Annotated in this window: 10 protein-coding genes; 8 read left to right on the plus strand and 2 right to left on the minus strand. The window is 61.4% G+C overall.

All coding sequences use genetic code 11. From position 1 onward, the window contains the following. Positions 1-50: 50 nt before the first annotated feature. A complete protein-coding gene (ybaK, locus tag IEC33019_RS12320; protein ID WP_070093532.1) occupies positions 51-521 on the minus strand; it encodes a Cys-tRNA(Pro) deacylase in 471 nt (156 codons plus the stop codon). Positions 522-824: 303 nt separating this feature from the next. On the opposite strand from ybaK, the gene IEC33019_RS12325 reads away from it, so the two are divergent. From IEC33019_RS12325 to glpD, 4 genes are all read left to right on the plus strand, one after another. After that, entirely contained in the window at positions 825-1,676 is an 852-nt protein-coding gene (locus tag IEC33019_RS12325; protein WP_070093533.1) for an MIP/aquaporin family protein, read from the plus strand. A 65-nt stretch (positions 1,677-1,741) separates the two neighbouring features. Further along, entirely contained in the window at positions 1,742-3,232 is a 1,491-nt protein-coding gene (gene glpK, locus IEC33019_RS12330) for a glycerol kinase GlpK (RefSeq protein ID WP_070093534.1), read from the plus strand. A 189-nt stretch (positions 3,233-3,421) separates the two neighbouring features. After that, on the plus strand, positions 3,422-4,177 hold the full coding sequence (gene glpR, locus IEC33019_RS12340) for a DNA-binding transcriptional repressor GlpR (protein WP_070093535.1): 756 nt from the start codon (positions 3,422-3,424) through the stop codon (positions 4,175-4,177). 279 nt (positions 4,178-4,456) lie between these two features. Then, the gene (gene glpD / locus IEC33019_RS12345; RefSeq protein WP_099594174.1) at positions 4,457-5,995 is read left to right on the plus strand and encodes a glycerol-3-phosphate dehydrogenase; all 1,539 of its coding nucleotides are present in this window, start codon (positions 4,457-4,459) and stop codon (positions 5,993-5,995) included. Between the two features lie 45 nt (positions 5,996-6,040). On the opposite strand, the gene IEC33019_RS12350 is transcribed toward glpD, so the two are convergent. Beyond that, positions 6,041-10,417 carry an NEL-type E3 ubiquitin ligase domain-containing protein gene (locus IEC33019_RS12350; RefSeq protein ID WP_099593586.1) on the minus strand — a complete coding sequence of 1,459 codons (4,377 nt, stop codon included), beginning with the start codon at positions 10,415-10,417 and terminating at the stop codon, positions 6,041-6,043. A 328-nt stretch (positions 10,418-10,745) separates the two neighbouring features. On the opposite strand from IEC33019_RS12350, the gene IEC33019_RS12355 reads away from it, so the two are divergent. The 4 genes from IEC33019_RS12355 to IEC33019_RS12370 all read left to right on the plus strand — a co-directional run bounded on the left by IEC33019_RS12355 (position 10,746) and on the right by IEC33019_RS12370 (position 13,958). Further along, positions 10,746-11,663: a glutamate/aspartate ABC transporter substrate-binding protein gene (locus IEC33019_RS12355; protein WP_070093537.1), complete on the plus strand. Its 918-nt coding sequence runs from the start codon at positions 10,746-10,748 to the stop codon at positions 11,661-11,663. Between the two features lie 145 nt (positions 11,664-11,808). After that, positions 11,809-12,555 (plus strand): amino acid ABC transporter permease, encoded by a 747-nt coding sequence (locus IEC33019_RS12360; RefSeq protein WP_070093538.1) that lies wholly within the window; start codon positions 11,809-11,811, stop codon positions 12,553-12,555. After that, positions 12,556-13,227: an amino acid ABC transporter permease gene (locus tag IEC33019_RS12365; protein WP_043206507.1), complete on the plus strand. Its 672-nt coding sequence runs from the start codon at positions 12,556-12,558 to the stop codon at positions 13,225-13,227. Further along, the gene (locus tag IEC33019_RS12370; RefSeq protein WP_043206506.1) at positions 13,224-13,958 is read left to right on the plus strand and encodes an amino acid ABC transporter ATP-binding protein; all 735 of its coding nucleotides are present in this window, start codon (positions 13,224-13,226) and stop codon (positions 13,956-13,958) included. The genes IEC33019_RS12365 and IEC33019_RS12370 overlap by 4 nt, the downstream gene beginning before the upstream one ends. Positions 13,959-13,984: the final 26 nt, after the last annotated feature.

Below are 13,984 nucleotides of genomic sequence, written 5' to 3' on the forward strand. Positions count from 1 at the left end.
CCCGGCTGTTACTAACACGCGCGGCTTTCCTCTCTCGAATCCGCTGTCGCTCAGCCGCGCCCGATCTCGGCGAATTTCCCTTGGGTGTGCTCAGCCAGGACCGCCGCTGCCAGTTCCACCTCCAACCCGCGCCGACCGGCGCTCACGTGAATGCTCTCGAACTGCTGCGCCGAGTCGTCGATGAAGGTGCGCAGGCGCTTTTTCTGGCCCAGTGGGCTGATCCCGCCCACCAGGTAGCCCGTGGCACGCTGCGCAGCCATCGGGTCGGCCATCTCGCACTTCTTCACCCCCGCCGCGTGTGCCAGTGCCTTGAGGTCCAAGGTGCCTCCCACCGGCACCACAGCCACCAGCAACTCGCCTTTTTCACTGCTGGCCAACAGGGTCTTGAACACCCGCTGCGGGTCGAGCCCGAGCTTCTCTGCGGCCTCCAGGCCGTAGGAAGCGGCCTTGGGGTCATGCTCATAGCTGTGCACGCGGTGTTCGGCACGCGCCTTCTTCAAAAGGTCGAGGGCGGGGGTCATGTACGGCTCCAGTCGATGACAAGTCGCCGGCTACTTTAGGGTAAATCCTACAGGGCGACCAGCGGACCACCTCTCAACGCGTCTGGCACGGTATCCGCGCTTGATTCGCGCAGTCATATAGTGGCCGACCGTTCACTTTCGACCTTTGACATCAGCGTTTCTTGTCTATATTTTTTCGTTTTTGAATAAATGATGCCCTTTAAAGGTGCATTTCCTACATTTGCCCGGCGTTTATGGGGATAGACACCGAGCCTTTGCTGTCGAGCGCCCAGTGCCTCACAACAACAAGAAACGAGGTTTCACATGACGACTGCTCTAAGACAACCCACCCTATCAAGCCAATGCCTGGCTGAATTTCTCGGCACCGCCTTGCTCATTTTCTTCGGCACCGGCTGCGTCGCCGCACTCAAAGTCGCGGGTGCCAGCTTCGGCCTCTGGGAAATCAGCGTCATCTGGGGCATTGGCGTCAGCATGGCCATCTACCTCACCGCCGGCATTTCAGGTGCCCACCTGAACCCCGCCGTGAGCATTGCCTTGTGCCTTTTCGGCGACTTCGAAAAGCGCAAACTGGCCTTCTATATCCTTGCCCAGGTCTGTGGCGCCTTCTGTGCCGCCGCGCTGGTCTATACGCTATACAGCAACCTGTTCTTCGATTTCGAACAGACCCATGCCATGGTGCGTGGCAGCCAGGCCAGCCTGGAGCTGGCCTCGGTGTTTTCCACCTACCCACACCCTTCGCTGTCCATTGCCCAGGCCGTTATGGTCGAAGTGGTGATCACCGCCATCCTCATGGCCGTGATCATGGCACTGACCGACGACAACAATGGCTTGCCCCGAGGCGCCCTGGCGCCGCTGCTGATCGGTCTGCTGATTGCGGTGATCGGCAGCGCCATGGGCCCACTCACCGGCTTTGCGATGAACCCGGCGCGGGATTTCGGGCCCAAGCTGATGACCTTCCTGGCCGGCTGGGGCGAAATCGCCTTCACAGGCGGCCGTGAAATCCCCTACTTTTTGGTTCCGGTGTTCGCCCCGATCCTTGGTGCCTGCCTGGGCGCCGCCCTGTACCGGAGCCTGATCGCCCGCAATCTGCCGACGGTAGACGCCGCGAACCTGCAAACAGACGATAATCCTCAGGGCAAGACCCAGGTTTCCTGAAGCCTCCGCCGGGCCATACGCCCGGCCAGCCCTGACCTCTCCCTATTTTGTGCAAGGCCACCGACATGACAGATACCCAGGACAAGAACTACATCATCGCCCTGGACCAGGGCACCACCAGTTCGCGGGCCATCATCTTCGACCGTGACGCCAATGTGGTCGGCACCTCGCAACGCGAGTTCGCCCAGCACTATCCGCAGGCCGGGTGGGTCGAGCACGACCCGATGGAAATCTTCGCCACCCAGAGCGCGACCATGGTCGAGGCCCTGGCCCAAGCCGGCATCAGCCATGCCCAAGTGGCCGCGCTAGGCATCACCAACCAGCGTGAAACCACGGTGGTCTGGGACAAGGAAACCGGCCGCCCGGTATACAACGCCATCGTCTGGCAGTGCCGGCGCAGCACCGAGATCTGCGAGCAGCTCAAACGCGATGGCCATGAGGCCTATATCCGCGAAGCGACAGGCCTGGTCACCGACCCCTACTTTTCCGGCACCAAGCTCAAGTGGATCCTCGACAACGTCGAAGGTGTCCGCGCGCGTGCAGAGCGGGGTGAGCTGCTGTTCGGCACCATCGATACCTGGCTGATCTGGAAGTTCTCCGGCGGCAAGGTGCATGTCACCGACTACACCAACGCCTCGCGCACCTTGATGTTCAACATCCATACCCTGGAGTGGGATGACAAGCTGCTGCAGATACTGGGCATTCCACGCCAGATGCTGCCTCAGGTGCGCCCATCGTCCGAGGTGTATGGCCATACCAAGAGTGGTATCGCCATTGCCGGTATCGCCGGTGACCAGCAGTCTGCCCTGTTCGGCCAGATGTGCGTCGAACCCGGTCAGGCCAAGAACACCTACGGCACTGGTTGCTTCCTGCTGATGAACACCGGCAAGCAGGCGGTGAAGTCCTCCCATGGCCTGCTTACCACCATTGCCTGCGGCCCCCGAGGTGAAGTGGCCTACGCGCTGGAAGGTGCGGTGTTCAATGGCGGCTCCACTGTGCAGTGGCTGCGCGACGAGCTGAAGATCGTCAACGATGCCCATGACACCGAGTACTTCGCCAGCAAGGTCAAGGACAGCAATGGCGTCTATCTGGTACCCGCCTTCACTGGCCTTGGCGCGCCCTACTGGGACCCCTATGCCCGCGGCGCGCTGTTCGGCCTGACCCGCGGGGTCAAGGTTGACCACATCATCCGCGCGGCCCTGGAGTCGATCGCCTACCAGACCCGCGACGTACTCGATGCCATGCAACAGGATTGCGGTCAGCGCCTGAGCGAGCTACGCGTCGATGGCGGCGCGGTGGCCAACAATTTCCTCATGCAGTTCCAGGCCGATATCCTCGGCACCTGCGTCGAGCGACCGAAGATGCGTGAGACCACCGCCCTTGGAGCTGCCTACCTGGCAGGCCTGGCCTGTGGTTTCTGGAGTGGCCTGGACGAACTGCGAGACAAAGCGATCATCGAGCGCGAATTCAGCCCGCAACTGGACGAGGCGCAGAAAGAAAAACTTTACAAAGGCTGGCTGAAGGCCGTGGAGCGTACCCGCGACTGGGAACAGTAAGCCACAAGCCACAAGCCACAAGCCACAAGCCACAAGCCACAAGCCACAAGCCACAAGCCACAAGCCAAGCATGGGCACATCGGCCAACCGAGCGCTGCTTTTTCTTGTGGCTTGCAACTTGTGGCTTGTAGCTTATAGCCGCCTTTGGTTTCATTGCAGAATTTGTCCGGCAGCCCCAAAGGACCGCCCATGAATCTGCCTCCCCGCCAACAACAAATCCTCGAACTGGTGCGCGAGCGCGGTTACGTCAGTATCGAAGAAATGGCGCAGCTGTTCGTTGTCACCCCGCAAACCATCCGCCGTGACATCAACCAGCTCGCCGAGGTCAACCTGCTGCGACGCTACCACGGTGGCGCAGCCTACGACTCGAGCATCGAGAACACAGCCTACGCCATGCGCGCTGACCAGATGCGCGACGAGAAGCAGCGCATCGCCGAGGCCGTGGCTCGACAGATTCCCGATCATGCCTCGCTGTTCATCAACATCGGCACGACCACCGAGTCGATCGCCCGCGCCCTGCTCAACCACAACCACCTCAAGGTCATCACCAACAACCTGCATGTGGCTGCGATCCTGGGCGCCAAGGATGATTTCGAGGTGTTGGTGGCGGGCGGCACCGTGCGCCGCGACGGCGGGGTCGTAGGCCAGGCCAGCGTCGACTTCATCAACCAGTTCAAGGTCGACTTCGCCTTGGTCGGCATCAGTGGTATCGACGAAGACGGCAGCCTGCTGGACTTCGATTATCAGGAAGTGCGGGTTTCCCAGGCGATCATCACCAATGCTCGCCAAGTGATCCTGGCCGCCGACTCGAGCAAGTTCGGCCGCAACGCCATGGTTCGTCTGGGCTCGATCAGCCTGGTGGACTGTCTGGTGACCGACCAGCCCCCCACCCCCGCCCTCACCCAACTGCTCAACCAGCACAAGATTCGCCTCGAAGTGGTCTGATTCACCCCTGGCGGCGCTCATCAGCTCCTGGGCTGCTATGCAGCCCTTTCGCGGCGCAAGACCACTCCTGCTGAATTTGAGCCGCTCGCAACAATCGGGGCGTACCGCGAAAGCTTTCGCAGCGCCACGAAACATGTTCGCTATTGTTCATTTTCTTGTCATCTGATCAGTTTTTTCTATAGAGACTGACTGGCGAACCCCTTTTCGTTGCGCTAGTATTTTCGAAAACGAACATAGATGTTCATTTACGATATGAACTGCGCCTCAGGAGGCCTTGCCGTGTCCCAGTCCGCTCCGTCCCAGCCGCCACTCGCCGATTGCTACGACCTCGCCGTGATCGGTGGGGGGATCAATGGCGTGGGCATCGCCGCCGACGCAGCAGGGCGTGGCCTGAAGGTCTTTCTGTGCGAAAAGGACGACCTGGCCAGCCATACCTCCTCGGCCAGCAGCAAGCTGATCCACGGCGGCCTGCGTTACCTGGAGCACTATGAGTTCCGCCTGGTCCGTGAGGCCTTGGCCGAGCGCGAGGTGTTGCTGGCCAAGGCGCCGCACATCGTCAAACCCATGCGGTTCGTTCTGCCCCACCGCCCGCACCTGCGCCCGGCCGGGATGATCCGCGCAGGCCTGTTCCTCTACGATCACTTGGGCAAACGCAAGCGCCTGGGCGCCTCGCGCAGCCTGCGCTTCGGCCCGGGCAACCCACTCAAGCCCGCCATCACCCGAGGTTTCGAGTACGCCGACTGCGCCGTCGATGACGCTCGTTTGGTTGTCCTCAATGCCATGGCCGCCCGCGAAAAGGGCGCGCACATCCACACCCATACCCGCTGCCTGCGTGCCGAGCGCGTCGATGGGGTCTGGGAGGTGTTACTGCAGCAGGCCGACGGCAGCCAACGCACGATCCGCGCCCGCGCCCTGGTCAACGCCGCTGGCCCCTGGGTGGCCAGCTTCATCAAGGACGATCTCAAGCTCGACGCGCCCTACGGAATCCGTCTGATCCAGGGCAGCCACATCATCGTGCCGCGCCTGTATGAAGGCGAACACGCCTACATCTTGCAGAACGAAGATCAGCGCATCGTCTTCGCCATCCCATACCTGGAGCGCTTCACCCTGATCGGCACCACCGACCGCGAATACAGCGGCGACCCGGCCAAGGTGGCGATCACCGAGATGGAAACCGACTACCTGCTCAAGGTCGTCAACGAACACTTCAACCACCAGCTCAGCCGCGCCGACATCCTGCACACCTATTCCGGTGTGCGTCCGCTGTGCAATGACGAATCCGACAACCCTTCGGCAGTGACCCGCGACTACACCCTGGCGCTGTCCGCCAGCGACGGCCAGGCGCCATTGTTGTCGGTGTTCGGTGGCAAGCTCACGACGTACCGCAAGCTGGCCGAGTCGGCCATGGGCGAACTCAAGCCTTTCTTCACCCAGATGCGCGACAGCTGGACAGCAACTGCCACGCTGCCTGGCGGTGAGAACATGACCACGGTCCAGGCACTGGTCGATGCGTTGCTGGCCCGCCACGGGTGGTTGCCAGTGGATATCGCCAAGCGCTGGGCACTGACCTATGGCAGCCGCGTGTGGCGACTGCTCGATGGCGTGAGCGGTCCGCAGGACCTGGGACAATCCATCGGTGGCGGTCTGTTCAGCCGTGAGGTGGACTACCTGATCACCCACGAGTGGGCTGTCGACGTCGATGATGTGCTCTGGCGCCGGACCAAGCTCGGCCTGTTCACCAGCGCGACCGAAAAACAGGCGCTGGCCGACTACTTGCACCACGCTCACTCCAACCGAGCCGCGGTGCAAGCCGCCTGACCCTAAGCCCCCTGGCGAGGCGCACGCGCACAACCAGGGGGTCCCCTAGGGCTTGGCGCGCATATATGCCTCCCGGGCCAGCGTCTTCACCAGCTCACGCTCGGCCTGGTTGAATACCTCGACCATCTCCTTCGCTCGCCTTGCGTATTCCCCTTCCAGGATCTGGCCAGCGGCGAGGTGCTCATCGAGCGCATCCAATTGCGACCATGACGTCTGGTGCACCTCGTCGAAGCGCTGCGCATAGCGCGCTTTGACGTAGTCCACCCAGAACGTTCGTTGGGCGAGCGAGCCGATCAACGCTTCATCATTTTCAAGGGAAAGCACCTGCGCCTGGGCAATCTCGACGTCGTGCTTCGTCAGCCTGGAAAAACGCCCGAAATGCATCCAGTCCTTTTGCAGTGGCAGCCCGATCCACTCATAGAGCGCGACTTGATAAGCCAACTCCGTTTCAACGGGGTCCACTGCCTCCGTCTCCAGCCCCAACACCATCTGCGCCTCACGTTCAGCCTCCAGGCGGGCGATATGCTCCTTGGCGATCCGCTCGATCTCATCGAAGCGAAACAATGGCCGAGCCAGGCCGAGCAGCGTGCTTTCCACTTGGTCTTTCGGAACGCCGAGAATGGCCTGCTCCGCCAGCACGCTCACCTCCAGGTGACGCAGCGTCAGCAACAATCGGTCATCACAGCCGCGCGGGCCATCCATGATCGTGAACAGCCGCTGGCGCAGCGATTCCCGCTCGGCACACGCCTGCAACAATGACCAGATACGCGCGCGAAAACGCTGTGGATTCCTTTTGAAATCCCGGGAGCTGGCAAAGTCGGCCAGAAACTGGAACAGCGACGCCGAACCTGGCTCCTCCTGCAGGGTGTCCCAGAGGGCTTGCCTGTCGGGCTCATCCGCCCCCTCCTCCAACCAGCGAGCGCGCAGTGAAGCATCGACCCTGGCATGCTGGAAACCGAGGTTCTCCTGGGTGTCCCCACCCTCGAGCGCCCTCACCGGCGCCACCGACACGTCGCCCGAACTGGCAGAGCCCTCGCTGCCACCTCGTGATGACGGGTTATCGTGCAACAGCACCCGCTCAAGCCGATGGCGCAGCAGGTGATTGTCTCGCTGCAGCATCTCGATACGATTGCTGCGCAGGTCAACCAGCGCGGCAAAGGGCAGACGCTCAGGAAGCGTCACCAGCCCCGCGGCACGCAAACGCATCTCGCGCAGATTCGGCAAATGGCTCAGCTCCGGCACGCGGCCAAGTTCGCTGTTATGGCTGAGATTGAGATGTTGAAGCTGCGTCAGGCCACGCAAATAACCTTCGCCGGACTCATCCAGGACGATTCGATTACGCGACAGATCGAGCAGCCTGAGCTGTCCAAGATGCTCCAGGCCTGGGGGAATACGCTCTAGCCGGTTCCCCATGAGGTCGAGCTCGCGCAGGTTGGCGAATCGCCTCAGAAAGTCAGCGTCGATGTCGGTCAGGTCCATGTTGCGCAGCACCAGCCGTCGGACATGATCGAACCGCACGCCTTGGGGCAATGTCGGCAAACTACCGACCGGTTCGCTGTCGATCGCCAGAATATAGACACCGTCTTCATCGACGATCTTGCGCCGCCAGCTACGCCTGATCTGGTCGGCGACCCGACGCCGACGCAGTCGCGTGAACAGTCCGCTGGTATCGCTACGCCAAGCGTCCAAGGTCGTGCGCAATTGCTCCAGATCCCGTGACAACATCGAAAAGTGCTCATATAGCCCTACCCGACGCGTCGTCAGTTCGCGGATGTAGGCATCGAGTTCGAAAGAGCTCAAGGTGGGAAAGATGCGATGGATACCCCGCACAATGGCCTGGCTGTCGAAGGCGCCCCTGCCACTGAGCAAGTAACCTGCCTGCCCGTCGCCAAAGCGCACCGGAGGACGCAACGTCTTCGCGTCGCTCAGGCCAAGCAATGTGGCAACCCGCCCACGCTCCTTGCTGGCATAGGCCGCCAAGTGGTCCTCCAGAGCGCCGACTTGCTGCCCTGCGACACCTAACGTGCGCTTTTGCGTATCGCTCAACAGGCTGAACAACGACGACATCAAGTCCTGCTCGCTGCCCTGTCCTTCGAGCGTGTACCGACTACCGGAGCGGATGATTCGCCTCAGCCTGGCGGCCTGCGCCTTGCCTTGTTTGGCCTGCAGTGGCCCCTCAAGGGTGCCTTCGCGGATCTCGATTCGCAGGTCCGCAGCCCAGGGTGCCAGCGTATCGATCAGACCAAGCGCCAAACGTTCGGTGTCGACATTGGTCGCCCTGAACAGACGCAACCCGGCGCAAGCGCGGTCTAGACGGCTCTCTCGCAAGTACCAGCGAGCCCGCTCGGCCAAGGCCAACGGCAGCCGGTCACTGGTTTGCAGACGGGTGATTTCGGCACCTGTGGCCTGGGTGCAGATTTCGCGCGCGCAGCGCAGCGACAACCCCGGAAAGTCCCGCAACACTTTGCCTTCAGTGGGCCCCGGCCAAGGCTGGCGCTCCTTGAACAGCGCCTCGAGTGCTGTACCTCCCAGATGGGGATGCTGTCGATGCAATTGATGGTACTCCAGTGCATCGAGCAATCGCGCAGGCGCCCCCAGGTTCTGAAGGTGCAACTGACGGACCTGCGCTTCACTGTAGCCGGTCGACTGCAGCAGATGCCTGGCCGTCTCGTCAGAAAGATCAGCCAGGCGTCCGCTCAACCGGCGCAGCAACGTCCCGGCACCGCTCCAGGTTTGTGGCCGCTCGAACTCATGGCGCCAACCCCCTGCTCCGTTGTCCTCGATCACCGGCGTGTAAACGTTGGCCCGCGCGGGATGACGGATGTGCCCGTCGCGCTCGCCGGACAGGCGATAAAGCTGGTCATCGCCATGCAGCAAGCGCAGCTCCTGTGGGGTCTGCACAGCTGTGCTGGCGGGGTCGAGCCGGTAGCCTTCGAGCGTGCCATCGAACAGTTTCACCTGATCTTGGCGAGTACGGATCAAGCTGAGTTCGTCGACGAACGCCACGCGCTTGAGCGCCCGCACGGCCACCGCCCCTCCTTTGACCAGCAGCGCTCCGGCGACCAGGTTTTCGGCTACGCCAAAGACATGGTCGATGGCGCCTTGACGATCTCCCAGACGCCATTCCTCATAACCTTCGTAGAACTCATCGGCAATCTGCACCAGGGCCACGGGCAACAGCGCCTCTCCCAATACCGGGACGAACAGGGCAGCGATGTTGAGCACGTTCAGGCCCAAGGACTCGTAACCCCGTAGCCGTGCGCTACGATCGTTTTCGTCTTCCTTGCCTGTCGGCACCGCAAGCACAGCGGCATCATTGAAGATCTTGTCGATCTGCGAATCGGCCAGAAAGGTGCTCAACCGCTCACCGATCGTTTTTTCCGGCAGCACCTCGATCGGCTCGTGTCCGCCGGTCAAGGTCGCCAGCCGTTCGTGCGTCCAGTCCTTGGACTGCTCGGCCAGACTGCTGAAGAACTTGACGCGGTCGGCTTCGCTGACGAATCGGGCAAAGAACTGCCGATAGCGACGATTGGCCAACCGCCTGGCCAAACCGTCATAGACCTGCTGCCATGAATCAAAGCGCTTAATCGGGCAATCTGGATCGTTGGGCACCCAGACGATCACGCTGTGCAATGCCCCACCCCCTGGCGCGCTGGCCTCGGCGCAGACCACCCCATGAATGGGAACCCCCAGCAGATACAAATGCCGGAGCACGACGATGGAGGAGGTGGCGGGCACGACTGACGGGAACATCATCAAGGCCAGCATGTGCTGGAAACTGTCCTCGTCCAGCTCGCCCTTGAGTTGCGCCCTGCGCACCGCCACTTCCAGATGCGCCTGCTGGTTTTCCTGGAACAGGCGGTGCACAGCCTGCGCACCGCCTTTGGGCCTTAGAATCGCCTGGAGCTTTTCCTGGTACTTCGCGCCGATGTCCAATTCCCGACAGCGCCCGGCAAAAGCATGAAAACCCAAGGCCATTCGCTTGCCAGCACTCGTGCGAAGGTACCCTCTGCGCACGTCCACGGGCCGGGTCTCGGAAAGATGGAAGTTATGTAGCGCAGACGCCAACAGGCTCTGCGTCGAGGACGGAACGAACTGGCGCAGCGACAGCATCAGTGCAAACGAGGGAATAGGTGGACGCCGCCAGATACACACCTGGCTGCGCCGCAGGTCGGCGTCAGCCTCGCCCAACTGAATGAGCTTTTCCCGCAGCAGCGGTTCGGCGAACGCTTCGATCGAGGGGATCTGCGCCAGCACCGGGCGCAAGGCAGCCACTGCGTTTTCTTGCCTGGAGAGTGCCTTGCGAAACGCACGCAGCCGATCGATACGCTGCGGGCCGCCCTCCTCACGTATCAACCAGTCCGGCATACGCTGGGCGAACAACGTGTCGATGGAACCTTCGGGGAGGACGGGATCAGACATAGCGCGCAAACTCGAGCAGTTGAAAAACTCGATCTCACCAGTTGCCTCCCTGCACGACGCAGTACCGGGCTACTACCCGGCCCACTCATTCGGTTTCCCGAACACGAAGAGAGCACTCATTCGGAAATCCGCACACCTGCAATAGCAAAAAACAGTAAGCAAAAGCCTCAAAACCAGTAATTTCGCGGCGATATGATCGACAGCAGGGCTTGGCACGACTCATGCTCTACACTTGGTAGCCGAATGCACCACGTTTGCTGCTGTATTCGTGGAACGAAGAGTCCGCCAACGGCTCCATAAAAAAAACAAACACGTCGAGGAAAATTTGATGCGCATCGTTCGTCAATTGCTGGGCGCCGCCATCGCGGCCGCTGTCATCGCATCGCCTGTCATGGCCGAAGAGCTGACCGGCACCCTGAAGAAGATCAAGGACTCGGGCACCATCACCCTGGGCCACCGCGACTCCTCCATTCCATTTTCCTACCTGGCCGGCAAGCCAGAACCCGTGGGCTACTCCCACGACATCCAGCTGGCCGTCGTCGACGCGCTGAAAAAGCAACTGGGTACGGACATCAAGGTCCGCTACAACCTGGTCACCTCCCAGACCCGCATCCCGCTGGTGCAGAACGGCACCGTGGACCTTGAGTGCGGCTCCACCACCAACAACGTCGAACGCCAGCAGCAAGTTGGCTTCTCGGTCGGTATCTTTGAAGTCGGCACCCGCCTGCTGACCAAAGTCAAGGACGGCCAGCCAGCCTACAAAGACTTCCCGGACCTGGCCGGCAAGAACGTGGTGACCACCGCCGGCACCACCTCCGAGCGCATCCTCAAGGCGATGAACGCCGACAAGCAAATGAAGATGAACGTGATCTCCGCAAAAGACCACGGCGAAGCCTTCAACATGCTCGAAAGCGGCCGCGCCGTGGCCTTCATGATGGACGACGCCCTGCTCGCCGGCGAAATGGCCAAGGCAAGCAAGCCTGCCGACTGGGTCATCACCGGAACCCCGCAGTCCTACGAGATCTATGGCTGCATGGTCCGCAAGGGTGACGATGCGTTCAAGAAGGCAGTGGACGACGCCATCGTGGCGTACTTCAAGTCCGGTGCGGTCAACAAGAGCTACGAGAAGTGGTTCCAACAGCCGATCCCGCCAAAAGGCCTGAACCTTCAGTTCCCGATGAGCGATGAGCTGAAAAAACTGATCGCCGAGCCGACCGACAAGGCGGCGGACGAGAAGAAGTCCTGACCCCCAGCCAGTGGCCTGATGCTCGACCCGAGCAGTAATCAAACCGACAGGCCACTCATTAGTGTCTAACCTTTCAACCGAGGGCGTTCGCCGCCCTCGGTTGCTCGAAGGTGCCCGTGAAACAACCGTCTGAGGGGAAATCCCGATGAATTACAACTGGGACTGGGGCGTATTCTTCAAGTCCACCGGCGTAGGCAGCGAAACCTACCTGGACTGGTACATCACCGGCCTGGGCTGGACCATCGTCATTGCCGTGACCGCCTGGATCATCGCCTTGCTGCTGGGCTCGCTGCTCGGTGTGATGCGCACCGTGCCGAACCGCGTGGTATCGGGGATCGCCACCGCCTACGTCGAGCTGTTCCGTAACGTGCCGCTGCTGGTGCAGCTGTTCATCTGGTACTTCCTGGTGCCAGACCTTTTGCCCGAAAGCGCACAGGAATGGTTCAAGCAAGACCTCAACCCGACCACCTCGGCGTTGATCAGCGTGGTCGTCTGCCTAGGCCTGTTCACCGCCGCCCGTGTGTGCGAGCAGGTGCGTACCGGCATCCAGGCCCTGCCGCGCGGCCAGGAGTCGGCGGGCCGGGCGCTGGGCTTCAGCCTGTCGCAGATCTACATGAACGTGCTGCTGCCCCAAGCCTACCGGATCATCATCCCGCCGCTCACCTCGGAATTCCTGAACGTGTTCAAGAACTCCTCCGTGGCATCGCTGATCGGCCTGATGGAACTGCTGGCCCAGACCAAGCAGACCGCCGAGTTCTCCGCCAACCTGTTCGAGGCGTTCACCCTGGCCACCTTGATCTACTTCACCCTGAACATGGGCCTGATGCTGTTCATGCGCCTGATCGAGAAGAAAGTCTCGGTACCCGGCCTGATCTCCGTGGGGGGCAAGTAAATGGACATGGATTTCAGCGAAATCATCCCCGCCCTGCCAGCCCTCTGGGAAGGCATGGTGATGACCCTCCAACTGATGGTCATGGGCGTGGTCGGCGGTATCGTGCTGGGTACGATCCTGGCGCTGATGCGTCTGTCGTCGAGCAAGCTGCTGTCGAACCTGGCTGGCGCCTACGTCAACTACTTCCGCTCCATCCCGCTGCTGTTGGTGATCACCTGGTTCTACCTGGCGGTCCCGTTCGTACTGCGTTGGATCACCGGCGAGGACACGCCGGTCGGCGCCTTCACCTCTTGCGTGGTGGCGTTCATGATGTTCGAGGCCGCCTACTTCTGTGAGATCGTGCGGGCCGGCGTGCAATCGATCTCCAAGGGCCAGATGGGCGCCGCCCAGGCGCTGGGCATGACCTATGGCCAGACCATGCGTCTGATCATCCTGCCCCAAGCGTTTCGCAAGATGACCCCACTGTTGCTGCAGCAGAGCATCATCCTGTTCCAGGACACCTCGCTGGTCTACACCGTGGGCCTGGTGGACTTCCTCAACTCGGCACGCTCCAACGGCGACATCATCGGACGCTCCCATGAGTTCCTGATCTTCGCCGGGGTCGTGTACTTCCTCATCAGCTTCTCCGCTTCGTGGCTGGTCAAGCGCCTGCAAAAAAGGATCACCGTATGATTTCCATCAAGAACGTCAACAAGTGGTACGGGGACTTCCAGGTGCTGACCGATTGCAGCACCGAGGTCAAGAAAGGTGAAGTGGTGGTGGTCTGCGGGCCATCCGGCTCGGGCAAGTCCACGCTGATCAAGTGCGTCAACGCGCTGGAGCCGTTCCAAAAGGGCGACATCGTGGTCGACGGTACCTCCATCGCCGACCCGAAGACCAACCTGCCCAAGCTGCGTTCGCGGGTCGGCATGGTATTCCAGCACTTTGAGCTCTTCCCGCACCTGTCGATCACTGAGAACCTGACCATCGCCCAGCGCAAGGTACTGGGACGCAGCGAGGCCGAAGCCACCAAGAAAGGCCTTGCCCTGCTCGACCGCGTGGGCCTGGGCGCCCATGCCAAGAAGCATCCTGGCCAGCTTTCCGGCGGCCAGCAGCAGCGTGTGGCGATCGCTCGCGCACTGTCGATGGACCCGATCGTCATGCTGTTCGACGAACCGACCTCGGCGCTGGACCCGGAAATGGTCAACGAAGTGCTGGACGTGATGGTCGAGTTGGCCCACGAAGGCATGACCATGATGTGCGTGACCCACGAGATGGGCTTTGCCCGCAAAGTCGCCAACCGAGTGATCTTCATGGACAAGGGCAGCATCATCGAGGATTGCCAGAAAGAAGACTTCTTCGGCAACCCTGAAGGCCGCCACGAGCGCACCCAGCACTTCCTCAGCAAGATCCTGCAGCACTGAGTCGGCCATGCCGCTGCCCGGTCCTC

Origin of the sequence: Pseudomonas putida (assembly GCF_002741075.1) — a bacterium.
GTDB classification, from domain to species: Bacteria; Pseudomonadota; Gammaproteobacteria; order Pseudomonadales; family Pseudomonadaceae; genus Aquipseudomonas; species Aquipseudomonas putida_T.